At 71.7% G+C, this 23,336-nt stretch carries 18 protein-coding genes and 1 pseudogene; 4 read left to right on the forward strand and 15 right to left on the reverse strand.

The genetic code is table 11. From position 1 onward, the window contains the following. Nucleotides 1-113: 113 nt before the first annotated feature. The 5 genes from TU31_RS29045 to TU31_RS29065 all read right to left on the reverse strand — a co-directional run bounded on the left by TU31_RS29045 (nt 114) and on the right by TU31_RS29065 (nt 5,320). The gene (locus TU31_RS29045; protein ID WP_042159818.1) at nt 114-764 is read right to left on the reverse strand and encodes a hypothetical protein; all 651 of its coding nucleotides are present in this window, start codon (nt 762-764) and stop codon (nt 114-116) included. A 66-nt stretch (nt 765-830) separates the two neighbouring features. Continuing rightward, entirely contained in the window at nt 831-1,532 is a 702-nt protein-coding gene (gene rnhB, locus TU31_RS29050) for a ribonuclease HII (protein ID WP_042159820.1), read from the reverse strand. 303 nt (nt 1,533-1,835) lie between these two features. Next, entirely contained in the window at nt 1,836-2,747 is a 912-nt protein-coding gene (locus TU31_RS29055) for an ADP-ribosylglycohydrolase family protein (RefSeq protein WP_042159822.1), read from the reverse strand. An 11-nt stretch (nt 2,748-2,758) separates the two neighbouring features. Continuing rightward, nucleotides 2,759-3,418 (reverse strand): histidine phosphatase family protein, encoded by a 660-nt coding sequence (locus TU31_RS29060; RefSeq protein WP_042159829.1) that lies wholly within the window; start codon nt 3,416-3,418, stop codon nt 2,759-2,761. A gap of 267 nt (nt 3,419-3,685) precedes the next feature. Continuing rightward, nucleotides 3,686-5,320, reverse strand: coding sequence for an ABC-F family ATP-binding cassette domain-containing protein (locus TU31_RS29065; protein ID WP_042159831.1), 1,635 nt, complete (start codon nt 5,318-5,320; stop codon nt 3,686-3,688). Nucleotides 5,321-5,403: 83 nt separating this feature from the next. Here TU31_RS29065 and TU31_RS29070 point away from each other — a divergent pair, with 83 nt between their 5' ends. Beyond that, on the forward strand, nt 5,404-6,135 hold the full coding sequence (locus TU31_RS29070) for a TetR/AcrR family transcriptional regulator (protein ID WP_042159832.1): 732 nt from the start codon (nt 5,404-5,406) through the stop codon (nt 6,133-6,135). 12 nt (nt 6,136-6,147) lie between these two features. Here TU31_RS29070 and TU31_RS29075 read toward each other — a convergent pair whose 3' ends face one another. Continuing rightward, on the reverse strand, nt 6,148-6,753 hold the full coding sequence (locus TU31_RS29075) for a YdbC family protein (protein ID WP_042159834.1): 606 nt from the start codon (nt 6,751-6,753) through the stop codon (nt 6,148-6,150). Between the two features lie 69 nt (nt 6,754-6,822). Continuing rightward, nucleotides 6,823-8,235, reverse strand: a complete 1,413-nt coding sequence (locus tag TU31_RS29080) for an amidase (RefSeq protein ID WP_042159836.1) — start codon at nt 8,233-8,235, stop codon at nt 6,823-6,825. A 138-nt stretch (nt 8,236-8,373) separates the two neighbouring features. Here TU31_RS29080 and TU31_RS29085 point away from each other — a divergent pair, with 138 nt between their 5' ends. Both TU31_RS29085 and TU31_RS29090 read left to right on the forward strand, forming a co-directional pair. Further along, nucleotides 8,374-8,961, forward strand: a complete 588-nt coding sequence (locus TU31_RS29085) for a TetR/AcrR family transcriptional regulator (protein ID WP_042159838.1) — start codon at nt 8,374-8,376, stop codon at nt 8,959-8,961. Between the two features lie 204 nt (nt 8,962-9,165). Continuing rightward, entirely contained in the window at nt 9,166-9,687 is a 522-nt protein-coding gene (locus tag TU31_RS29090) for a TerD family protein (protein ID WP_042159840.1), read from the forward strand. A 94-nt stretch (nt 9,688-9,781) separates the two neighbouring features. Here TU31_RS29090 and TU31_RS37365 read toward each other — a convergent pair. The 3 genes and pseudogenes from TU31_RS37365 to nrdR form a co-directional block, all read right to left on the reverse strand. After that, nucleotides 9,782-9,943, reverse strand: a pseudogene (locus TU31_RS37365) (CGNR zinc finger domain-containing protein); the annotation flags it as partial. 188 nt (nt 9,944-10,131) lie between these two features. Next, nucleotides 10,132-13,008: a vitamin B12-dependent ribonucleotide reductase gene (locus TU31_RS29095; RefSeq protein WP_042159842.1), complete on the reverse strand. Its 2,877-nt coding sequence runs from the start codon at nt 13,006-13,008 to the stop codon at nt 10,132-10,134. A 124-nt stretch (nt 13,009-13,132) separates the two neighbouring features. Beyond that, entirely contained in the window at nt 13,133-13,663 is a 531-nt protein-coding gene (nrdR, locus tag TU31_RS29100; protein WP_042159844.1) for a transcriptional regulator NrdR, read from the reverse strand. 547 nt (nt 13,664-14,210) lie between these two features. On the opposite strand from nrdR, the gene lexA reads away from it, so the two are divergent. Further along, the gene (gene lexA / locus TU31_RS29105; RefSeq protein ID WP_042159846.1) at nt 14,211-15,008 is read left to right on the forward strand and encodes a transcriptional repressor LexA; all 798 of its coding nucleotides are present in this window, start codon (nt 14,211-14,213) and stop codon (nt 15,006-15,008) included. Nucleotides 15,009-15,128: 120 nt separating this feature from the next. On the opposite strand, the gene TU31_RS29110 is transcribed toward lexA, so the two are convergent. From TU31_RS29110 to TU31_RS29130, 5 genes are all read right to left on the reverse strand, one after another. Further along, nucleotides 15,129-17,105, reverse strand: a complete 1,977-nt coding sequence (locus TU31_RS29110; RefSeq protein WP_042159848.1) for an ATP-dependent DNA helicase — start codon at nt 17,103-17,105, stop codon at nt 15,129-15,131. A 41-nt stretch (nt 17,106-17,146) separates the two neighbouring features. Then, entirely contained in the window at nt 17,147-18,913 is a 1,767-nt protein-coding gene (locus tag TU31_RS29115; protein WP_042159850.1) for an IucA/IucC family protein, read from the reverse strand. A 105-nt stretch (nt 18,914-19,018) separates the two neighbouring features. Continuing rightward, nucleotides 19,019-19,720 (reverse strand): GNAT family N-acetyltransferase, encoded by a 702-nt coding sequence (locus TU31_RS29120; protein WP_042159852.1) that lies wholly within the window; start codon nt 19,718-19,720, stop codon nt 19,019-19,021. Nucleotides 19,721-19,828: 108 nt separating this feature from the next. After that, entirely contained in the window at nt 19,829-21,853 is a 2,025-nt protein-coding gene (locus tag TU31_RS29125; RefSeq protein WP_042159854.1) for an IucA/IucC family protein, read from the reverse strand. Further along, complete coding sequence (locus TU31_RS29130) at nt 21,850-23,238, reverse strand: diaminobutyrate--2-oxoglutarate transaminase family protein (RefSeq protein WP_042159857.1); 1,389 nt, start codon at nt 23,236-23,238, stop codon at nt 21,850-21,852. The genes TU31_RS29125 and TU31_RS29130 overlap by 4 nt, the downstream gene beginning before the upstream one ends. Nucleotides 23,239-23,336: the final 98 nt, after the last annotated feature.

Consider the following 23,336-nt stretch of genomic DNA (forward strand, 5'->3'; position numbering starts at 1 on the left):
AACAGCAGGCCGCCCTCACTCGGCATCGGCGTACCGTCCGGGCCTCGGCTGTCGGGTACGCAAGCGAGCCCGACGGCCTCCAAGGCCGACGGGCTGTTGCGAACCGGCAGCGGTCAGGCGTGAGCGCCGAGCACGGCGTTGATCCGCTGCGGGTCACCGCAGACGATCAGCAGCGTGCCGGCACGGGCCATCGCCGCGGGCAGCGCCCGCCCGGTGACCTCGTCCGAACCACCATTGACGGCGACGACCACGACGGGCCGGCCGGTGGCACGCTCGGCCGTGGCGTCCGCGTAGAACACGTCGTCCGCGGCGTCGTGTTGGGCCCAGTAGGACGCCTCACCGAAGGACCGTTCATGCACGGCCCACGGATGGGTTTCGCCGGTGGTCAGCACCAGGATTTCGCCCGGCGCACGCCCGGATTCCAGCAGCAGGTCGACGGCCTCGTCGGCAGCGTCGACGGCGCCGTCGGCGGGGGCCGGGATCAGCTGGAGCTGCGCTCCCGCGGCAGTACCGGGCTTACCGGCAGGCGGCTGCGGGGAGTTGGTGCGCTGCGCCGGCGGAGCGGCGACAGGCCCACGCGGCGGGGCAGCAGGTCCGGGCTTGCCCGGACGGACACTGGACGCGGGCGCGCCACGCGGAGGCGCGGGGCGGGGACCGGGGCCAGGAACGGGGCGGGGGGTCGACGCGGTACGGCCGGCGGCCGGAGTTGCGCGGGGACCCGGGACACTCTCGTGAATCTGAGGCTCCTCGGGGATGAGAGGCATAAAGGGATGTCTATCAAACGTAAGTGCGGAACACGTCATCGGGTACCGAATTCATGTCCGCACCGCTCAGAAGTCGAAGCCGAGTTGGCCACCGGCTTGCAGAGCGGCTGCTTCGGGGGTGATGCGCACCTTCTTCAGATGCCGCCACCGGGGCAGGGCGTCCATGTAGGACCACGACACTCGGTGGTGCGGCGTAGGACCGTACTCCTCCAGGGCGATGCGATGGGTCGGAGAGGGGTAGCCGGCGTTGGCCGCGAAGTCGAAGTCGGCGTAGGCCAGGCCCAGTTCGGCCATCATCGCGTCGCGCCGCACCTTGGCGATCACGGACGCGGCGGCAACCGCGATGCAGGACTGGTCGCCTTTGATGACCGTGCGGACGCGCCACGGCGCGCCCAGGTAGTTGTGCTTGCCGTCGAGGATGATCGCGTCCGGCCGGACCGGCAGCGCCTCCAGGGCGCGTACGGCCGCGAGCCGCAGGGCAGCGGTCATGCCCAGCTCGTCGATCTCCTCCGGTGAGGAGTGCCCCAGGGCATACGACGTGACCCACTCGCCGAGCACATCGCACAGGTCGGTGCGGCGCTTGGGAGTCAGCAGCTTGGAATCGGTGAGTCCGTCGGGCGGCCGGCGCAGACCGGTGATGGCTGCGCAGACGCTGACCGGACCGGCCCACGCTCCGCGTCCGACCTCGTCGATACCTGCAACGATCTTGGCGCCCGTCGTGGCGCGCAATGATCGCTCGACGGAATGTGTGGGGGGCTCGTACGGCATGGCGCCAGCAAGGTTACGCCTATTCGGCCCAGCCGTCCGCATCGGATCCGAACCTGGCGGCAAACGGTGTCGGCGACCCCACGACCAGCGCCTGGCGGTGCCGCTACCGGCGGGTATGCCGAAGCGGGCGGGGGCGGCCCACGGACGCTGCTGTTCCACCTTCCCGCGCGCATCCGTACGGAGGCGAACTCACCGCACAGCGCAGCCTGTTGGAAGACACCGCAGGGCGCGAAGGCAGCCGCGGACGGTCAGGCTACGAGGGGCGCGGAAGGGGTAAGGGGTGTGGCGGTAATACGGCGGTGATCAGTCGGCGAGGGCGGGGGCCCACGACGGGAGGGGCTCGGTGCCGTCCAGCCACGCCTCGGGCGGGGCGCCGGCGGGACCGGCTGCGGCGACGATGCCGCCGACGATGGCGCATGTGGTGTCGACGTCGCCGCCCGCCTGCACGGTGGTCCAGAACGCCCGCTCGTAGTTGCCGAGATGCTGGGCGGCGGCCCACAGGGCGAAGGGCACGGTGTCATGGGCGCTGGTGCGTCGTCCGCAGCCCAGGACGGCGGCGACGGTGCCGGAGTCGGCGTAGTCGAGCATGTCGCGGGCCCGGCGCAGCCCGGCCTGTACGGCGCTGCGCGGGATCAGCTCCAGTACCCCGTCGAGCAGCTGCTCGGGACCGGTGCCGCGGGTCGGGTCAGCCACCAGGGCGGCCGCGGCGGCGACGGCCATGGCGCCGACGACGGCCTCGCGGTGCTGGTGGGTGGTGTAGGCGGAGATCTCCGCCTGGTGGGTGGCCTGCTCGGGATCATCGGCGTACCAGGCGCCGAGGGGAGCGATGCGCATCGCGGCGCCGTTGCCCCACGAGCCCTGGCCATTGAAGAGCCCGGACGCCAGCTCGCGCCAGTCGCCGCCCTCGCGGATCAGCCGCAGCATGCGGTTGACGGCAGGACCGTAGCCGCGGTCGAAATCATGGTGGTCGGCGAAGGAGCGGGCGAGGGCGTCCTGGTCGATCCGTCCGTGCGCGGTGAGGACGGCCAGGACGGAACAGGCCATCTCGGTGTCGTCGGTCCACTGCCAGGGGGCGGGAGGCGGCTCACGGCGCTTGAGGGAGGGGTAGTTCGCGGGGACGAAGAACTGGGATCCGAGGGCATCACCCACGGACAGTCCACGCAGGCTCGCCAGAGCCCGCTCACAGCGGTCTGCGTCACGGTGGTCGAGGGTCATCGGTGTGCACTCTAACCGGTGGCCCCATAAGGAACGGGTTCACACCAGCGCTCGAAGGGCCGGTCGAGGGTGTAGCGGCCGTCCGGGCCGAGCAGCAGGGTGCGCCACTCCGCATTGCCGGGGTTGGACAGCGACTCGAAGTCCGCCACCGTCCAGTGGAACCAGCGCATGCAGAACAGCCGCATGGTGAGCCCGTGCGTGACGATCAGGACGTTCGGCGGGTGCTGGGGGTCCTCGAAGCTGCGCCACAGGCTCTCCAGGAAGGCCCCGACCCGGTCGTAGACATCGGCTCCGGACTCGCCCTGGGCGAAGCGGTAGAAGAAGTGTCCGTAGGCGTCCCGATAGGCCTTCTGCCGGCGGACGTCCTCACGGTCCTGCCAGTTGCCCCAGTCCTGCTCGCGCAGCCGGGGTTCCTCGCGTACCCGGACCTTGGCGGGGTCGAGGCGGAGTTCGCGGAAGGTCTGGTGGGTGCGGCGATACGGCGAGACATAGGCGGAGACCCGCTCATCGCCGAACATCTCCCGCACCGCGCCGCCGGCCTCCGCCGCCTGCCGCAGCCCGGCCCCGGTGAGGGCGAGCGCGTGATCGGGTTCCCGCTCGTACACGGTGTCGTCGATATTCCCCTCCGACTCTCCGTGGCGGATGAGAACGATGCGTCGGGGCCGAGCCATGCCGCCAGCCTAAATCGGGTGGCTTGTGCATGTCGCACGCTGTCATGGTCGCGACCCGGTCGAGTGGCCGTCCGTCACCTTCCGGTCTCCTTACTGCACGTTTCCCGAACTGCACGTTTCCCGAGCGAGGCGTGGTTCGGGTGTCGGGGGCCCGTCGCCAGGGGTGGTCGTCGCCGTCGGATGTCCGTTGCCCGGGGCGCGGCCGGCGTCGATGCCCGGAGGCAGCGACTGCACGGAGGCCACGCCGGACCGTCGGGGCGTACCCGATCAAGGGGCGGCGGCCAGTGAGGCGGCCAGGGCCGGGCGGCCGTCGCGTATCTCGTAGGAGCGGCCGCCGAAGCGTCGCCGCAGCAGCCGGTCGTGGGAGACGACGACCAGGGCGCCGGGCCATGCCGCCAGCGCGGCTTCGAGCTCTTCGACGAGGCCGAGCGCCAGGTGGTTGGTGGGTTCATCGAGCAGCAGCAGGTCGGCCGGGCGGGCCAGCAGCCGGGCCAGAGCGAGCCGGCGCCGCTGCCCGGCGGAGAGCGCCCCCACGGGGACATCGAGGTCGCGTTCGCGGAACAGGCCGAAGGACAGCAGCAGGGTGGCGTGCTCCGCCACATCCCCGGCCAGTCCGCGTCGGAACACGGAGAGCAGCGGTTCGGCGGGACGGGAAACCGGTATTTCCTGCGCGAGGTAGCCGGTCCGCCCTCGCCGCCGCACCGTGCCGCTGTCCGGTGTGGTGACCCCCGCCAGCACCCGGAGCAGCGTGGTCTTGCCGGCTCCGTTGGCGCCGTGGATCAGCAGACGTTCACCGGCGGCGACGGTGAAGGAGTCCACCGCGAGCCGGTCCCCCACCCGCACCCCGTCGAGCCGGACGAGGGTGCCCTGGGCCTCGCCGATGTCCGGTGCGGCACGGAACCGGAGTGGGTCGGGCGGCCTGGGAACGGGATGCTGCCGGAGTCTGCGCAGCCGTTCCTGCGCGTTGCGCACCCGGCCGGCCACGGAGGCCTGGACGCGGCCCTCGGCCCGGTCGTACGCCATCTTGTTGCCGTCCTTCATGGCCCGGCCCTGCGCGACGTTCCGCGCCGCGCCCCCGGCGAACTCGGTGAGCTGCGCGATCTGTGCGCACCACTGGGCATGGTTCTGCTCCCAGCGCCGGCGGGCGGCGTCCCTGGCCGCGAGGAAGGTGCCGTAACCGCCGCCGTAGCGGACCAGGGTCCGGCGGTCGGCGTCGACCTCGACGAGTGCGGTGGCGATGCGCTGAAGGAAGAGCCGGTCGTGCGAGACGGCAAGGACCGTGCCCCGGTGGGCGAGCAGGGCGCCTTCCAGCCAGTCCAGGGCGGTGGCGTCGAGATGGTTGGTGGGTTCGTCGAGAAGCATGACCTCGGGGGCCGCGGCGATCAGACAGGCGATCCCCAGCCGGGCCTGTTCACCCCCGGAGAGGCTGCCGAGCACTCGGTCGTGACCCAGCTGCGCCAGCCCCAGGGCGTGCAGTGCCCGGTCGACGCGGGTGTCGGCTTCATAGCCGCCGCGCAGCTCGAAGAGGGTGAGCAGATCGCCGTACTCCTCCAGCCCGCCGGGCGTGGCCCGGTCGAGCCCGCGCTCCAGGGAGCGGAGCCGGCGCTCCATGTCCCTGAGGTCCGCCAGAGCGGCGTCGATCGTGTCCTGGACGGTGCGGTCCGGCGGGAGGTCAGGGGTCTGGCCCAGGTAGCCGATGCCACCGTCGGCCCGCAGCACCACCTGGCCTTCATCGGGCCGCTCGGCACCTGCGACGATGCGGAGCAGTGTCGACTTCCCGGCACCGTTCTCCCCCACGATCCCGATGCGTTCGCCGGGGCGCACCGACAAAGAGACGCCGTCGAGCAGCAGGTGGTCACCGTAGGACTTGGTGATGTCGTGCAAGGAAATCTGAGTGGTCACACTTCCCCCCGAGGCAAACGCAACCTCCGTCGCATTACGATGATGATGACAGACGGAAGCCGCTAACGCAACTGGAGTAGCAATTGCCTGACGAGACGGTGCCCGCCAGCGGCCGCGAGAGCGGCGGTTCCGCACCCTCCCCCGGTACCCGCCGCCCCGGCGGCCGCACCGCCCGCACCCGCGCCGCCGTCCGCGACGCCGTGCTCGCCGGCCTCACCGAGCACGGCTACCCCGGCCTGACCGTCGAATATGTCGCCGCCCACTCCGGCGTGCACAAGACGACGCTCTACCGGCGCTGGAAGGACGTCGAGGGCCTGGTGGCGGACGCTCTGGATCTTGCGGGGGAGGACAGCTGGGTCCCGCCCGACACCGGGTCCCTGGAGGGCGATCTGCGCGCCCTCGCCCAGGAGGTCGTCGATTCGTTCACCGACCCGGCGGTGGCCGCGTCGGGCTCGGCGATGATCGCCGCCGCCTTCCAGTCGGAGCGGGCGGCCGACGCCCTGCGCGACTACTACGCCGAGCGGTTCGCGCGCTGCGAGGCCCTCGTCGAACGCGCCGTGCGGCGAGGAGAGTTGGCAGCGGCCCCGGACGCCGCTGCGGAAGCCGCCTCCGGCGCCACCCCGCACCGTGGCATCGACGCCGGAGCGCTCGTCCGCTCCGTCTCCGCGCCGCTGTTCTTCCGCCTGTTCATCACCCGGGAGCCGGTCGACGACACCGTCGCCGAGCAGGCCGTGGCGGCCACGCTGGCGGCCGCCCGCGCCGGGGCGTTCACGGTCGCAGGCCGGACGGATGCCTCCCCCGGAGCGGCCCCTTGACCACGCCGCCCGTCACACCGTCCACGACGGTTCGAGCTGCACCACGTCCCCCGCGATGGCCCGGACATCCGCGGCTATCTGGGCACGCAGCGCCAGCCGCTCCACCCGCTCGGGCCGGTACTTCCCCCGCTCGGCCGCCGACTGCCACATCGACAGCACCAGGAACTCCTCCCCCGGAGCGCGTCCCAGCATCCCTCGCAGCATGCCCGGTGAACCCGCCATCGCCGGGTTCCAGACCTTCTCCTGCATCAGCATGAAGTGATCCACCCGGTCCTGGCGCACCTGGCAGTGCGCCAGCCGCAGGACGTCCACATCGCCGAACGACGGGCGGAAGCCCACCTTCACATCAAACTCGTGCTCGAACAGCCGGACCTGAGCATCCTTGTACGTGCCGACCTGGGAGGCTGCCAGCCGGTCGTGCGAGCGCGCCATGAAGGAGTCGTAGAACGCCCGGCTCTCCCAGAAGGCGACCAGATGCGCGACGCCCGGCCGCCCCCGGCTCCACCCCCCGCCCTGCCCCCGGAACCCCGGCTCACCCAGCAGCCCCGCCCATTTCCGCTGCCCCCGCTCGAACCCTCGACGGTCCACAACGGTGAGGCGAATCCACTTGACCAGCACCGCGCCATCGTACGGCCCAAGGGCGGACCGGGATCACTGCGCGTCACGTTCACACCACCCCGAACTTCCTTACGGGCGCGGATCGATGGGCGTGCGGACACCGAGTCGCCGCTCCACCGCCTCGGCCGCCGCCAGGCACAGGTCCTCCCGGTAGGAGCGCCCGATCAGTTGCACTCCGTACGGGAGCCCGTCCGCCACCCCGGTGGGGACGGCCACCGCGGGCACCCCGACGAAGCTCGTCGCGGTACACAGCCGCATCGCGTGCTGCACCCGCCGATAGCTCTCCTCGTCCCGTATCTCCTCCCCCGGAGCGAACGGCGGGTCGGTGAACACCGGCCCCAGGACCAGCGGATACTCGTCCAGAAACGCCGCCCAGTCCCGCTGGATACCCAGCCGCACCCCGGTCAGCCGCAGATACTCCGGCAGCTCCACGGGGGCCGACCTCGCCATCCCCCACTCGACATAGCGATGGCCGCCCTCCCCGAGCAGCGGCTTGACGGCCGGCCAGGTGGTGGCGAACTCCGTGAGCGTCATCCGGGCGTAGACGTCGAGGGCGTCGTCCAGCCGCGGCACGTCGGCCACTTCGCGCACCTCGTACCCCGCGTCCCGCAGCGCGTCCGCCGCGCTTTCCACGGCCCGGCGCACCACGGGATGCGCCCCGCCACCTCCGGGATCCGCCACCATCGCCACCTTGAGGGGACGCCCCGGCGGCGGCCCGTAGGGCGGCACCGGCACGGCCCGCGGGTCGCGCGGATCGGCCCCGGCCAGCACCTCGTACGCGAGCCGCAGATCATCGACCGTACGGGCCAGCGGGCCGTCGACCACGAGGAACTGGGCGGCGAGAGAGGGGTCGTCCGGGCCGATGCGGTGATCGGCGGCGAACCGCCCGTAGGTCGGCTTCAGCCCCGCGACGCCACAGAAGGACGCAGGAATGCGCACCGACCCCCCGGAGTCGTTGCCGAGTCCGAGCGGGGCCATGCCGCTCGCCACGGCCGCGCCGTCGCCGCCACTACTGCCGCCCGGCGTGACCGCGGCACTCCAGGGGTTCACGGTGTCCCCGAACAGCTCACTGCGGGAATGGATGCCGGCCAGGATGAGCGTCGGCATGTTGCTGTGCCCTATGGGGATACCGCCCGCCGCACGCAGACGCGCCACCGGGGGCGCATCGGAGTGCGCGACGAAGTCACGGAAGCGTTCCGCGCCGTAGGTCGTCGGCACCCCTTCGATGGCCGTGGTCTCTTTGACGGTGAACGGCACACCGGCCAGCGGCCCCAGCTCCGCACCCGCCGCCCGCCCGCGGTCGACCTCCGCCGCCTCGCCCCGCGCCCGTTCGGCGAGCAGCTGGGTGACGGCGTTGACGGCCGGGTTGACCTCGGCGATCCGCTCCAGGTGCGCCTCGACCAGCTCCACCGCCGACACCTCACCGGTGCGTACCGCCGCCGCCTGGGCGCGGGCCGTCCTCTTCCACAGCGCGTCGCGCATGTCCTCCCCTTCCCGTGGCCTCAGCAGGCCCTTCCCTGGGCCGCCAGGACCTTCCCCAACGTTCCGATGCACTTGCATCGGTTCAGCATCGTAACCTTGTTGCCGATTCGCACGCATCGAATAACCGGAGTACGGGGCATGCCCAAGCAGGTCGACCACGAGAGCCGGCGCCGCCAGATCGCCGAGGCGGTGTGCCAACTCGCCGACGAGAGCGGCCTGGAGGGCGTCACGCTCCGCGACGTGGCGGCCCGCGCACAGGTCTCCATGGGCGCCGTGCAGCGCTGCTTCCGGACCAAGGAGGAGATGCTGGTTTTCGCGCTCGGCCACATCGGCGAACGGGTCACCGCCCGGGTCTCGGCCCGGCTCGCCGCCTCGCCCGCCCAGTCGGCCCGCACGGCGCTGGGGCACGCCACGACGGAGGTGTCACTCCTCCGGGAGGAACATCGTGCCGAGGCGCGGGTCTGGCTGGCCTTCGTGGCGCAGGCCGCTGTCAGTCCGCCCCTGGCCGGAACTCTGCGCACCAACTATGCCGGTCTACAGGCGGTGTTCGCACGGCTGATCGCCGAAGCCTCCGACACCACCGACCCGGACCGCGCGGCCCGCACCCTCCTCGCCCTGGCGGACGGCCTCACCACCCATGTGCTGATCGGCCACCTCTCCCCCGCCGAGGCGCTGGACGTACTGGACGGCCAGCTCAACCGCCTCTGGGACGAGCGGACAAGCTGAGCCGCATCCGGCGCCCCCGTTGCCCCGACGGCACTTTCCAGCCACCTGAGCCTGAGACAAACCAGGTGTGACCAGGGGCAGTTCAGCCCGCCCACGGGCCGTGAGGCGTGGCACGATGGACAGCCAACGGGAAGCCCTGGGGAGTCGTCCGCCTGTCCGCGCAGGCCGCGCCACACCCCCGGGAGATGACGGGAGGGAAGTCCGGTGAGCACGCTCAGCAAAGGGATCGAGAAGGTCGAGGTAACGCTCAAGTGGGACCCGAGCCCCCTCGGGACGCCGGACAATGATCTCGACATCGTCGCGGCCACCTATACGGCCGACGCGCCGCACGGCGAGCCCGCCTATCTGGTGCACTTCGACAGCCGGTCGCCGGACGGGACCATCACCCTCAACCGGGACAGCAGGACCGGTCAGGGGTTCGGCTTCGACGAGATCATGACGCTGGAGCTGGACCGGCTGGCCGAGACCTACACCCGGGTGATCGTGGGGGTGGCCATCCAGCAGGGCGAGGGCCGCAAGGTCTTCGGCGATATCGCGAACACCGCCGTACGGATCCGCGAGGGATACACCGATCTGACGGAGCACGACTTCACCGAGGTCGCGGGGGCAACCGCCGCGACCGTCGCCGAATTCACCCGGGACGAGGGAGGGCAGTGGCGCTTCCACTCGGCTCTCCGGGGGTTCGACACCGACCCCAACGCGTTCACCTCGGAAATGGGCCGCTGACAGGCAAACGGCGCGCGGGCAGCGTCGAGCCCGAGGGCAGCAACGAGGGGGAGGTGGCCATGTGCCGCCTCCCCCGTTGCCATGCCCCGCGCCGTCAGCCGGCCGCCCGTTTGCGGCGGCGGTGCGCCGCCACCCGTTCCCGCGCGGCACAGGCCGTCGAGCAGTAACGGCGGGCGCTCCCGGGGCCGGTGCCCAGATAGAGCGTGCCGCATCGGGCGGACGCGCACTCACCCCAGGGGACACGGCCGTATTCGGAACGGCGCCCCAGCCCCGGCCCTCCGCCGACGAACGGCGGTCTCACACAGGCCGCCCGCTCAGGCCGTACCCACGCCTCGCAAGACGCCGAAGAGGGTGCCGACCGATGGTCGACACCCTCTCTCAGGTGCGGTGCGGCGCCCTCAGCGGCAGTTGCTCAAGGTCGCGTCGGACGCCGTTCCGTGCGTGTCAGCTGCAACCGCTGGTCGATCCGCAGCCCTCGCACAGGTAGCAGCTGCCGGCCCGCTGCATCTTCGTCCCGCAGGAGAAGCACAGGGGAGCATCGGCGTTGATGCCCAGCTGCATCTCGACGAGTTCGGCGTTGGTGTGCGCCTGCTTGGGAGCGGGGGCGGCGGCCTCCTCGACGATCTTCGTCGCCGGGGTGGACTCCTTCACCGACTCCGTCTGGCGGGGCGCCGACTGGGCCAGGCCCTCGACGTCGACCTCGTCGTCGGACGGCTCGTACGAACCGGTCTCCAGGTGGCGCTGGCGCTCCTCGACGGAGTGGATGCCGAGCGCCGAGCGGGTCTCGAACGGCAGGAAGTCCAGCGCCAGGCGGCGGAAGATGTAGTCGACGATCGACTGCGCCATCCGCACGTCCGGGTCGTCCGTCATACCGGCCGGCTCGAAGCGCATGTTGGTGAACTTCGAGACGTAGGTCTCCAGCGGCACGCCGTACTGGAGGCCCACCGACACCGCGATGGAGAAGGCGTCCATCATGCCCGCGAGGGTCGAGCCCTGCTTGGACATCTTCAGGAAGACCTCACCGAGACCGTCGTCCGGGTAGGAGTTGGCGGTCATGTAGCCCTCGGCGCCGCCGACCGTGAAGGAGGTGGTGATGCCGGGACGGCCCTTGGGGAGGCGCTTGCGCACCGGGCGGTACTCGACGACCTTCTTCTCGGCGACCGGCTCGGCCTTCTTCTCCTCCTCCTTCTTCTTGGCGGAGAGCGGCTGGCCGACCTTGCAGTTGTCGCGGTAGATCGCCAGCGCCTTCAGGCCGAGCTTCCAGCCCTGGAAGTAGACGTCCTCGATCTCCTCGACGGTGGCCGACTCGGGGACGTTGACCGTCTTGGAGATCGCACCGGAGAGGAAGGGCTGCGCGGCCGCCATCATGCGCACATGGCCCATGGCGGAGATCGAGCGCGCGCCCATGGCGCAGTCGAAGACCTCGTAGTGCTCGGCCTTCAGGGCCGGGGCGTCGATGACATTGCCGTGGTCGGCGATGTGGGCGACGATCGCCTCGACCTGCTCGGGCTGGTAGCCGAGCCGCTTGAGCGCCTTGGGGACCGTGTTGTTCACGATCTGCATGGAGCCGCCGCCGACCAGCTTCTTGAACTTGACCAGCGCCAGGTCCGGCTCGACGCCCGTGGTGTCGCAGTCCATCATCAGGCCGATGGTGCCGGTCGGCGCGAGCACCGACGCCTGGGCGTTGCGGAAGCCGTTCTTCTCGCCGAGCCGCAGCACGTCCTGCCAGGCCTCGGTCGCCGCGGCCCACACCGGGGTGTCCAGGTCGTCCATGCGCACGGCGCTGCCGTTGGCGTCCGAGTGCTGCTTCATGACGCGCTTGTGGGCGTCGGCGTTACGGGCGTAGCCGTCGTACGGGCCGACGACCGCGGCCAGTTCGGCCGAGCGACGGTAGGAGGTGCCCGTCATCAGGGAGGTGATGGCACCGGCCAGCGCGCGGCCGCCGTCCGAGTCGTAGGCGTGGCCGGTGGCCATCAGCAGGGCGCCGAGGTTGGCGTAGCCGATGCCCAGCTGGCGGTAGGCGCGGGTGGTCTCGCCGATCTTCTGGGTCGGGAAGTCGGCGAAGCAGATGGAGATGTCCATCGCGGTGATGACCAGCTCGACGACCTTGGCGAAGCGCTCGGCGTCGAAGGACTGGTTGCCCAGGTCGTCGTCGCGCAGGAACTTCAGGAGGTTGAGCGAGGCGAGGTTGCACGAGGAGTTGTCCAGGTGCATGTACTCGCTGCACGGGTTGGACGCGGTGATCCGGCCCGACTCCGGCGAGGTGTGCCAGTGGTTGATGGTGTCGTCGTACTGGATGCCGGGGTCGGCGCACGCCCAGGCGGCCTCCGCCATCTTGCGGAAGAGCCCCTTGGCGTCGATCTCCTCGATGACCTCACCGGTCATCCGGCCGCGCAGCCCGAACTTCGATCCGGTCTCGACGGCCTTCATGAACTCGTCGTTCACACGGACCGAGTTGTTGGCGTTCTGGTACTGGACGGAGGTGATGTCCTCGCCGCCCAGGTCCATGTCGAAGCCCGCGTCGCGCAGCGCGCGGACCTTCTCCTCCTCCTTGACCTTGGTCTCGATGAAGGCCTCGACGTCCGGGTGGTCCACGTCCAGGACGACCATCTTGGCCGCACGGCGGGTGGCACCGCCCGACTTGATCGTTCCGGCCGACGCGTCGGCGCCGCGCATGAAGGAGACCGGGCCGGAGGCGTTGCCACCGGAGGAGAGCAGCTCCTTGGAGGAGCGGATACGGGAGAGGTTCAGGCCGGCACCGGAGCCGCCCTTGAAGATCATCCCCTCTTCCTTGTACCAGTCGAGGATCGACTCCATGGAGTCGTCGACGGAGAGGATGAAGCAGGCGCTGACCTGCTGCGGCTGCTGGGTGCCGACGTTGAACCACACCGGCGAGTTGAAGCTGAAGACCTGGTGGAGCAGGGCGTATGCCAGCTCGTGCTCGAAGATCTCGGCATCCGCCGGGGAGGCGAAGTAACCGTTCTCCTCGCCGCTCTTCCGGTACGTCTTGACCACTCGGTCGATGAGCTGCTTGAGGCTGGACTCACGGGTCGGGGAACCCACCGCGCCACGGAAGTACTTGCTCGTGACGATGTTGACCGCGTTCACCGACCAGAAGTCGGGGAACTCGACGCCACGCTGCTCGAAGTTCACCGAGCCGTCGCGCCAGTTGGTCATGACGACGTCACGAGACGCCCACTCCACCTCGTCGTACGGATGCACGCCGGGTGTGGTGTGGATGCGCTCGATACGCAGACCCTTGCTCGCCTTGCTGCCCTTGGCGCGGGAGCCTCGTGCCGGGCCGCTCGTCGTCTCTGTCATTCCGCCTCCCTGTATACGGGCAAACGCCCATATGTGCGCACGCATTCCGTGGCACGGTGTATGTCTTTCTGCCACCGGGACGCCCTGCTCTCGCCCCGGTACAGGTCCTGGATGCGCGCCGAGCTCAGTCGGCGGCGGTGGCGGGCACGGGGACGGCCGGGCCGCCGGCCTCCCCCTCGGTCCCGCATTCCTGCCCGGGCGGCCCCTGCTCGCGCTGCTCCCGCAGCTCGGCGATGGCCGCCTCGAAGTCCTCGAGCGAGTCGAAGGCCCGGTAAACGGAGGCGAAGCGCAGGTACGCGACCAGGTCGAGTTCCTGCAACGGCCCCAGTATGGCGAGCCCGACGTCATGGGTGGACAGCTCGGCACTGCCGGTGGCGCGCACCGCCTCCTCGACCCGCTGGCCGAGCTTGGCGAGGGCGTCCTCGGTGACCGGCCGGCCCTGGCACGCCTTGCGCACTCCCGCGATGACCTTGTTGCGGCTGAAGGGCTCGGTGACCCCGCTCCGCTTGATCACCATCAGTGACGCCGTCTCGATGGTCGTGAAACGGCGGGAGCAGTCGGGGCACTGGCGGCGCCGGCGGATCGCCGTCCCGTCATCGGTGGTGCGACTGTCGACGACCCGGCTGTCCGGGTGCCTACAGAAGGGGCAGTGCATGGCTCCACCCTCCTCACCCTGTGATATACGGACGTACGTACGCCGACGGGCCCCGCGTACGGCGACAGACCTCTGACCGGTCCGTACGGGCCCTTCGGAGCAGTCACCAGCATAGGCGATTCCCGACCCCCTGAGGGACCAGGCACCACAACTTCTGGGTGACCGAACGCATCTAACCACTAGATGTGGTGTCGGGCCGCTTACATCTGCCTACCGCGTGTCGCGGTGGAGGCGGGCCGGGCGGTCGCCCATGAGAGTACGGGAAGCCACCCGGCCGGCGGTGCGGCGGGGCCGGGATGACAGAATCGACCGGGCCGGGACGGCCGGCCGCCGAGAGCTTCGCAGACGACGGTCCGGCCCGCCGCCCGGCCGGAAAAACCCGGCGCACGCAGTCCCCTGCGGGCCCGGAATGCCACTCGGCCATACACCCAGCCACTTGATCCGGGTAGGCAATAGGCGAATATTTCACTCGAACGTGTGTTTGGCGCAACCTTTCGAAAGCAACTACCGTTGGCTAACTAGGGAGAACATTTCGAGAGGGGCCGACGTGACCACCACCGCAGACAGCGCGACCATCACCGCACAAAGCCACTCCCAGAGCCGGTTCGAGCACCCGCAGAAGGCACAGCGGCCGATGGACGACGCCACGTTGGACTCCGAAGAGCAGAAGCCCCCCCGCGCCCTGCCCGGCCGGCCCCCAGGGATCCGCGCCGACAGCTCGGGCCTCACCGACCGCCAGCGCAGGGTGATCGAGGTGATCCGCGATTCCGTGCAGCGGCGTGGCTACCCGCCGTCCATGCGCGAGATCGGCCAGGCCGTCGGGCTGTCCAGCACCTCGTCCGTCGCCCATCAGCTCATGGCGCTCGAGCGCAAGGGCTTCCTGCGGCGCGACCCGCACCGCCCCCGGGCGTACGAGGTCCGCGGCTCGGACCAGACCAGCACCGCCGCGACGGAGACCGCGGGCAAGCCCGCCGCGTCCTATGTCCCACTGGTCGGCCGGATCGCCGCCGGCGGCCCGATCCTCGCGGAGGAGTCGGTTGAGGACGTTTTCCCGCTCCCCCGCCAGCTCGTCGGCGACGGCGAACTGTTCGTGCTGAAGGTCGTCGGCGACTCCATGATCGAGGCCGCCATCTGCGACGGCGACTGGGTCACGGTCCGCCGCCAGCCGGTCGCGGAGAACGGTGACATCGTCGCCGCGATGCTGGACGGTGAAGCCACCGTCAAGCGCTTCAAGCGCGAGGACGGCCATGTGTGGCTGCTGCCGCACAACTCCGCGTACCAGCCGATCCCCGGCGACGAGGCGACCATCCTCGGCAAGGTGGTGGCGGTACTGCGCCGCGTCTGACCCACCCCTCACGACCGAGCCCCGGAACCACTGCGCCGGTTCCGGGGCTCTGCGCTGTGCGCCTGAGCCGGCGCCGCTCTCGCGGGGAGTTGCGGTGCAAGACCCCGGATGGTGCGCCGTCTACGCGTCGGCCTGTGCGGCCTTCGCCGCTGCGTCGATGGCGGCCAAGGAGCGGCGGACCTGGTTGCGGTCGGTGGTGTACCAGAACTCGGGCATCGACTTGCGGAGGAAGGAGCCGTAGCGGGCCCGCTCCACCCGGGGGTCGAGGACGGCGACCACACCACGGTCGCCGGTGGCGCGGACCAGACGGCCGGCGCCCTGGGCCATCAGCAACGCCGCATGGGTCGCCGCGACCGACATGAAGCCATTGCCGCCGGCCTCCTCCACGGCCTTCTGCCGGGCGCTCATCAGCGGGTCGTCCGGCCGCGGGAACGGCACCCGGTCCATCACCACCAGCTGGCAGTTCGCACCCGGCACATCGACACCCTGCCAGAGGGACAGCGTGCCGAACAGGCAGGTACGGGCGTCCTCGGCGAAGGCGCGGATCAGCTCGCCGAGGGTCTCCTCGCCCTGGAGGAGGATCGGCAGGTCCAGCCGGCCGCGCAGCTCCTCCGCGGCGGCCTGGGCGGCGCGCATGGAGGAGAAGAGGCCGAGGGTGCGGCCGCCCGCCGCCTCGATCAGCTCGGTGAGCTCATCGAGCATGTCCGTACGGCTGCCCTCCCGGCCCGGCTGGGCCAGATGCTTGGCGACGTACAGGATGCCCTGCTTCGAGTAGTCGAAGGGCGAGCCGACATCGAGGCCCTTCCAGGGCGGGACGTCCTCGCCCTCCGTGCCCTCGGGGGCCAGCCCCAGGGAGGCGGCGACCCCGTTGAAGTCGCCGCCCAGCTTGAGGGTGGCGGAGGTGAGGGTCACCGAGCGGTCGTCGAAGAGCTTCTCGCGCAGCAGTCCCGAGACGGACAGCGGCGCCACCCGGAGGGACGCGCCGAAGCGGTCATGGCGCTCGTACCAGACCACGTCGTACTCGGAGCCGTTCGCGATGCGCTCGGCGACGGCATGGACGTTCTCCAGCGAGGCAAGGGCCTGCTTGCGGACGGCGTCCTCGTCCTGGACCGACTTGTCGCGGGTCGAGCCAAGGGCCGAGATGACCGTACGGGCCGCGTCCCGCAGCGCCATCAGGCAGTAGCCGAGGTCCTCGGGGATCTCCTCCAGGCGGCCGGGCAGGGCCAGCTCCATGAGGCGCTCGAAGGTCTCCGATGCCGTCTGGAGCTGGTCCGCGGCCTTCTCGTTGACGAGCTTGGCGGCCCGGCGGACGGCGCGGTTGACCTGGCCGGGGGTGAGCTCGCCGGTGGCGACGCCGGTGACCCGGGAGACCAGCTCATGGGCCTCGTCGATGATCAGGACCTCGTGCTGCGGGAGGACCGGGGCGCCCTCGATCGCGTCGATGGCGAGCAGCGCGTGGTTGGTGACGACCACGTCGGCGAGCTTGGCGCGCTCCCTGGCGGCCTCGGCGAAGCACTCCGCCCCGTACGCGCACTTCGAGGCACCCAGGCACTCCCGGGAGGAGACCGAGACCTGGCCCCAGGCCTTGTCGGAGACCCCGGGGGTCAGCGCGTCGCGGTCGCCGGTCTCGGTCTCGTCCGCCCAGTCGCGCAGCCGCAGCAGGTCCTTGCCGAGCTTGCTGGTCGGCGTGGCCTGCTCGAACACGTCGAAGAGGCCGTCCTCCTCTTCCTGCGGGACACCCTCGTGGAGGCGGTGCAGACACAGGTAGTTCGAGCGGCCCTTGAGCATGGCGAACTCCGGGCGGCGGCGCAGCAGCGGATGCAGGGCCTCGACCGTCCGCGGCAGATCGCGCTCCACGAGCTGGCGCTGGAGCGCCAGGGTGGCCGTGGCGACCACCACTCTTTCGCCATGGGCGAGCGCCGGGACCAGATAGCCGAGGGACTTACCGGTGCCGGTGCCGGCCTGCACCAGCAGATGGGCCTGGTCGTCCACGGCCTCGGCGACGGCCTCGGCCATCGCCACCTGGCCGGGGCGCTCGGTGCCGCCGACGGCGGTGACGGCGGCGTGGAGCAGATCGGGGAGGGAGGGCTTTGTCATAGCGCTGCAAGCCTACGCGGGACCACTGACAGCCGGGTCCGTCACGGCAGGTGGAGCGGATTGGGGACGGTGCCGTGCACGGCCGCGTGCGGGCGGTCGGTGCGGTCCCGGTAGCCGTCCACATGCAGACGGTTGCGGTTCAGACACAGCCGCTCGATCCGCGGGGTGAGCAGGTCGAAGGTCTCGTGCCGCTCCTTGAGAGCGGGGAAACGTTCGTGGTGGCGCAGGATCTCCGCCCGTACGAGTGACCAGAACTCGGCCTCGGGCACGCCCAGTTGGTCCGCGCACAGCGGCGCGAGGTAGCGGAAGACGCCGACGAACAGGCCGGAATGGATGAACTGGGTGAGGAAGGCGGGCGGTTCGGTCAGCAGCACCGCCCGTACGTCGTCCGGCATGGAGTCGTGCTCCGGGAGGGGCACGGAGCTGGTGTTGACGTCGTCGACGAAGTCCTTGACCGCGAGGCGGGTGGGGACGTCGTGCTCGTCGAAGACGACGATGGCGTTCTCGCCGTGCGGGGAGAAGACCGTGCCGTACCGGTAGAGGAAGTGCAGCAGCGGAGGCAGCAGCGCGGCGAACAGCCGGGCCAGCCAGGCGCGCGGGGCCAGCCCCGAGCGGCGCACCAGCTCCGCGGTCAGCGCGCGGCCCCGGGGGTCGGTCTGGAGCAGCGCGGCCAGGGTGCGGGCGCGTTCGCCGGGGTCCAGATGTCTGCTGACGGGCTCGCGCCAGATACAGCCGAGCAGCTCCTTGAACTGGTACGGGACTCCGGGCAGCCGGTCGTAGAGGGGGTGCTCGACGGTGACGGACGCGGTCTCGCCGAGCAGGATCACCCGGGTCTCGTCGCGCAGATACGGGTCGGCGTCGCGCAGGCCGTGGACCCAGCGGGTGACGGCCGGTGCGGCGAGGGTGCGCTCGGTGGGCAGACCGCGCCAGACGAGGGTGTTGAGGATGGACAGCGGCAGCTTGACCGTCCGGGCGTCGGGCCGGCTGAGGTTGAGGAAGGTGCGGATCGACTGCTGCGGCAGGCGGAGGTCGTTGTCAGTGGGCAGCGCGATGATGGATCTGTCCGCGAGTTGCGGGGCGAAGAGCGGGGCGATGGTCTCGTCCCATTGCCAGGGGTGCACGGGGAGATAGAGGTAGTCGGCGGGGTCGAAGCCCTCGTCGCTGATGGTGCGGGCGAAGGCGTGCCGGGTGGCGGGGTCGAGTTCCTCGCCGTAGAGACGGTCGGGGGTGGCCAGGGTGGGGATACCGCGGTAGTGGGCGATGGTGTGGTGCGCGGCGAGCCAGGGCAGGCGCCGGGCGGTGCGGGCCTCGGGGGCCCAGGTCGCCGCGTCGGTGGCGGAGAAGCCCAGCCGGCCCTTGTTCGCGACGAGCCAGGGGTGGCCGGTCTGGTGGCCTTCGAGGGAGGCGTAGTCCAGGTCGGCGAGTTCGGCGGCGCTGAGCGCGGTGGCGTCGAGGCGGGTGTCGGCGGCGAGGGTGGCGGTCAGCTCGCGGATGAGGTGGCCGGTGGTGTCGCCGGACAGGCCCAGCACGGCGTCGTGGGCGTGTGTGAGGAAGTGGAAGGGGTCGGCGTCCGGGGTGATCGAAGCGGGGTCGACGCGCCAGTGGCCGTAGGCGCCGCGTCGGGCACCGAAGCGGTAGACCAGGGCCTCGGTGACCGGCAGGCGGTATCGCGGCGTGCCGTCGGGGGCGGTGCCGTCGGGCTCGGGGGTGAGGACTTCCTCGTAGGCGAACTCCGCCAGGATCTTGGCGAACAGTCGGCGCGCGGCGTGCTGCCAGGCGCGGTGCGAGGGCTGGGGCTCAGGAGACAAGGCGGGACTCCTCGAAGCGGGACCGCCCCGGCTCGTACGGGGGACAACCGGGGCAGCGCGGTGGACGGCGGACCGGAGCGGGACCGTCGACGGACGACCCCGGGGTCAGAGCTGGTGGCGGCGGGCGCGGTCGCGGACCATCAACGCCGCGCGCTTCGCGGGCAGTTCGATCTCGTCGGCGCAGCGGAACCCCGCGCTCCGGAAGGCCGCGACGGAGGCGGCGTTCCGCAGATCGGGCTCGGCGACGACCCGGGTGCACTGCGGGCGGTGGTCAAGGATGAGATCGGCGGTGGCGCGCAGCAGGGTGCTGCCCAGTCCGCGCCCCCGGTCGCCGGCCCCGCCGATGAGCAGATGGACCCCGGTGTCCTGGGGTCGTGCGCGGTAGTGGCGGGCGAGGGGGTCGAGGTCGGCGCGGTAGATCTCCCAGTAGCTCATCGGGACCCCGGCCAGCACGCCCAGGCAGGGCACGCTGCGGCCGTCGCCGTCGAGCTGGCCGCGCAGATGGGCGGCGGTGATCTCCGGCGGACCCGCCAGCTCCCAGAAGGCCGCGACGGCCGGATCGTTCATCCAGCCGGTGATCCGGTCGAGATCGCGGTCCGGCCGGACGGGCACGAGCACGAACGGCCCGGCGGGTGTCTCGGCCGCTTTCCAGCCCGCCAGGTTGTCGAGCAGCGGGCCGGCGGCCGGGGCGTCCGGGGACACCGCCGGCCGCGGGCCGTCGTCGGACCGCGCGCTGCGTTCGGGCGGGTGCTGCCGGCCGAGGGTGTCGTCGGATCTGAGGCTGAGGCCGGAATCGGTGGGTGGCACGGCGACGCTCTCCTCTCGTGGCCGCGTGCCGCGTGGCCGTATGGGTCGCGGGGCGCCGGCGCCGGGGACGGGATGCGGTGGTCTGCTGTCGGGGGCCGTGGTGGGCGGCTACGGGGCGAGGGGGTTGGGCAGGGTGACGTAGACGGACTGGGTTTCGACCGGGCCGACGAGTTCGTCCAGGCCGTGCAGCCGGGTCGCCAGGTTGGCCTTGCAGCGCAGGGTGCGGGCGGCGAGCAACTGTTCCGGGAGCGGCGAGCGGTGGGCCCGCGGGGCCGCGGCGGCATCGGCGAGGAACCGGCGGAAGGCGGCGAGCAGGATCTCCTCGCGGACCAGGCGCTGGGAGCCGAAGGCCCCGATGAGGCCGAGGACGTTGTTGATACCGAGGTAGTAGGCGAAGCGTTCGTCGGTGACGTCGTCCGCGACGAAGCTGTCGCTGGCCGCGCCGATGCCGGGCAGCCGTCGTTCCAGTTCGGCGCGGCGCGAGGTGCGGAAGTAGTAGCCCTGGTTGTCGCGGTAGCGGCCGCCGACCGGCCAGCCGTCGGGGTCCAGCAGCACCACGGTGTTCTGCTGGTGGGCTTCCAGCACGATGCCCGCCGTGCCGTCGAGCCACAGCACGGGCCGTACGACCGCTTCGAGGTAGCGCAGGAACCACTCGGTGGCCACCGCGCCCAGGGGGCGGCCGGTGCGGGCGCCGAGCGTGCCGACGAGGTCTTCGAGCCGGGAGCGCACGCCGGAGCGGCCGGGCCAGGGCCGGGGGCAGGTGAGGCCGGCGATGCAGACGGCGTCGTCGGTGGTGCTGAAGGGGTTGTGGCGGATGACGACATCGAGGCCCTGGACGGGTTCGCCGTCGAAGCCGTCGACGGCGAGATAGGCCGGGTCGCGGACGATGTCGAAGCCGGGGTGGACGGTCTGCCACTGCTTGGCGAGCCCGGTGCGCAGCAGCCGGTGCACCTCGACCCCGCGGGCCAGTTCCTTACGGAGGTTCTCCCGGCGGGAGTTGGTGATGCGCAGCCCGAGGGAGAGCTTGAGCATGGCGTCCGCGTCGGGGCGGTAGACCGTGCGGACGGAGGAGGTGGGGTGCCAGAGCGGCCCGTGGGTGCCGAGGTCGTGCAGCAGACCGGCCTCGCGGAGGGCGGTGACGTCGGAGCGGTCGGCGAGTTCCCTGGCCTGCCAGGGGTGCAGCGGCAACGGCACGGTGTCGTCGGGGAGTTGGCAGCCGCTCCCCGCGAGTTCCCGGGTGAGCCGGTCGGCCGGTACGGGCTTGCCGCGTACGGTCCAGGCGGAGTCGGCGGCCAGGACGGAGCGGTGCACGGCCATCCAGCGCAGCGGGAAGGCGCCGCGCAGTTCGGGCGAATAGGCGCGGGTCTCGGCGTCGGAGAGCCCTTCGCGGCTCTTGGGTGTGGGGTGCAGCGGGTGGCCGAGGAGGAGGGACTGTTCGGCTTCGAGGAAGAGGGCGCCGTGGTCGTCGGCCGGCCGGGCGCGCCGGTCGGTGAGGAAGGCGGCGACATTGCGGACGGAGTTGGCGACCCGGCCGACGAGTTCGGTGCCGTCGCCGTCCGGTGCCTGCTGCGGTGTGGCGTCCGGTTCCGGCCGCTCCCCGCCGTCCGCCACCCGGTGCTCGCCGCCGTCGGACGCCCGCCGGTCGCCGTGCGCGGCCTCCCGGCGCAGCATTGCGGCGAGGGTGACGGCGTCCAGCGGGGCGGCGCCGGGCGGGGCGCCTTCGAGGATGGGGGCGCCCAGGCGGTGCCAGCCCGTGGGGGACCAGTAGCGGACGGGGATGATCAGGGCGCTCGCGGCGGCGGCCCGCAGCGGGAGGCGCAGCCGGCCCTCGGCGGGGTGGTGGGTGCCGCTCTCCCGGAGCCAGCAGCGCAGGAGGTGCTCGATACCCGCGGCGTCGGCGGCGACCGCCGGATCCGGGTGATCGAGCGGGTCGTGGTCACCGCGGGCGCGGTCGTGCGAAGCGGCGGCGCCATGGGGCACGGGCTGGTCCGGCCGCTCATGGGGCTGCTGGTGGCAGGCCTCGTCCGGGGCCCGCCGCTGCTGGCGCGGTACCGACTCGATGATGCCCGCACCCTGGTGGGCGGGGATGCGCTCGGCGGGCTGACCGCCGTCGGGGCCGGGGCGTTCGTTCATGGGGTGGTGCCTCGCATTGTCGTGGGGAACGAGCCCATCGGCCCGGGGGTGGTGCGGACCGCCACCGTGATGGCGTCGGCGAGGCGGTCGAGGATCGCGTCCGCCTGTTCGTCGGTGATGGTCAGGGGCGGCAGCAGCCGGACGACGGCGGAGTGCCGGCCGCCCAGTTCGACGATCAGGCCGCGGTCCAGGCAGGCGTCCCGGACGGCGGCGGCGAGCTCGGGGGCGGCGGGGCGGGCGCCGGTGGCATCGGCGTCGGCGTCGCGGTCGACGAGTTCGACGCCGAGCATCAGACCGCGGCCGCGGACGTCGCCGATGCAGTCATGGGCGGCGGCGAGGGAGGTGAGCCGGGCGAGCATCCGGGCGCCGAGCTCCCCGGCCCGCCGGTCCAGGCCGTTCGCCCGGACGTAGGCGAGGGTGGCGGCGCCGGCGGCCATGGCGAGCTGGTTGCCGCGGAAGGTGCCGGCGTGCGCGCCGGGCTGCCAGGCGTCCAGTTCCTCGCGGTAGACGATCACGGCGAGCGGCAGACTGCCGCCGATCGCCTTCGACAGCACGATCACGTCGGGCACGATGCCGCTGTGGTCCACCGCCCAGAAGGCGCCGGTGCGGCCGACACCGGTCTGCACCTCGTCCACGATCAGCGGGATCTGCCGGGCGGCGGTGATCTCCCGCATCCGCCGCAGCCAGCCGTCCGGTGCGGGGATCACCCCGCCCTCGCCCTGGACGGGTTCCAGGATCATCCCGGCCGGGCTGGGCACCCCGCTCTTGTGGTCGTCGAGGAGGTTCTGGGTCCAGCGCGCGGCGAGTTCGGCACCGCGTTCGCCGCCGGTCCCGAAGGGGCAGCGGTAGTCGTACGGATAGGGCAGCCGGACCACGCTGGTGTGCTGTGCTCCCCCGGACGCGGCGAGCGCCTCCGAGGTCATGCCGTGGTAGGCGCCGGAGAAGGCCATCAGGCCGTCCCGCCCGGTCGCGGTGCGGACGAGTTTGAAGGCGGCCTCGACGGCGTCCGTGCCGGCCGGGCCACAGAACTGGATGCGCGCCTTTTCGGCCAACTCTCCGGGCAGCGTGGCGAAGAGCTCGGTGGTGAAGGCGTCCTTGACGGGCGTGGCCAGGTCGAGGACGTGCAGCGGCGCACCGGAGTCGAGGACGGTGCGGATCGCTTCGAGCACCACGGGGTGGTTGTGGCCGAGCGCCAGGGTGCCGGCGCCGGAGAGACAGTCGAGATAGCGCCTGCCGTCGGCGCCCTCGATGGTGAGCCCGCGGGCGCGCACCGGGACGATGGGCAGCGAGCGCGCGTAGGTGCGGGCGGCGGACTCACGCAGGGACTGCCGGCGCAGGATCCCTTCGTGGGCCGGCGCGGCCGGCACGGTTTCGGTCAACGCCACGGCAGTTGTGTCCTCCTGCTGGTGAGCTGCGGAAGGCCGCGGGCCCTGCGGGCGGCCCGGCCGTCCCCCGTCCGTACCAACGACGGCGGCGACGTGGG

Source organism: Streptomyces lydicamycinicus, assembly GCF_000829715.2.
Lineage (GTDB): Bacteria > Actinomycetota > Actinomycetes > Streptomycetales > Streptomycetaceae > Streptomyces > Streptomyces lydicamycinicus.

What these genes read in the sequence shown, in the direction of transcription:
- TU31_RS29055 (WP_042159822.1), bottom strand. Translation starts at nt 2,747, where the DNA reads ATGACCCTCGACCACCGTGACGCAGACCGCTGTGAGCGGGCTCTGGCG.
- TU31_RS29125 (WP_042159854.1), bottom strand. Translation starts at nt 21,853, where the DNA reads ATGAACGAACGCCCCGGCCCCGACGGCGGTCAGCCCGCCGAGCGCATC.
- TU31_RS29095 (WP_042159842.1), bottom strand. Translation starts at nt 13,008, where the DNA reads ATGACAGAGACGACGAGCGGCCCGGCACGAGGCTCCCGCGCCAAGGGC.
- nrdR (WP_042159844.1), bottom strand. Translation starts at nt 13,663, where the DNA reads ATGCACTGCCCCTTCTGTAGGCACCCGGACAGCCGGGTCGTCGACAGT.
- TU31_RS29080 (WP_042159836.1), bottom strand. Translation starts at nt 8,235, where the DNA reads ATGCGCGACGCGCTGTGGAAGAGGACGGCCCGCGCCCAGGCGGCGGCG.
- TU31_RS29045 (WP_042159818.1), bottom strand. Translation starts at nt 764, where the DNA reads ATGCCTCTCATCCCCGAGGAGCCTCAGATTCACGAGAGTGTCCCGGGT.
- rnhB (WP_042159820.1), bottom strand. Translation starts at nt 1,532, where the DNA reads ATGCCGTACGAGCCCCCCACACATTCCGTCGAGCGATCATTGCGCGCC.
- TU31_RS29110 (WP_042159848.1), bottom strand. Translation starts at nt 17,105, where the DNA reads ATGACAAAGCCCTCCCTCCCCGATCTGCTCCACGCCGCCGTCACCGCC.
- TU31_RS29085 (WP_042159838.1), top strand. Translation starts at nt 8,374, where the DNA reads ATGCCCAAGCAGGTCGACCACGAGAGCCGGCGCCGCCAGATCGCCGAG.
- TU31_RS29060 (WP_042159829.1), bottom strand. Translation starts at nt 3,418, where the DNA reads ATGGCTCGGCCCCGACGCATCGTTCTCATCCGCCACGGAGAGTCGGAG.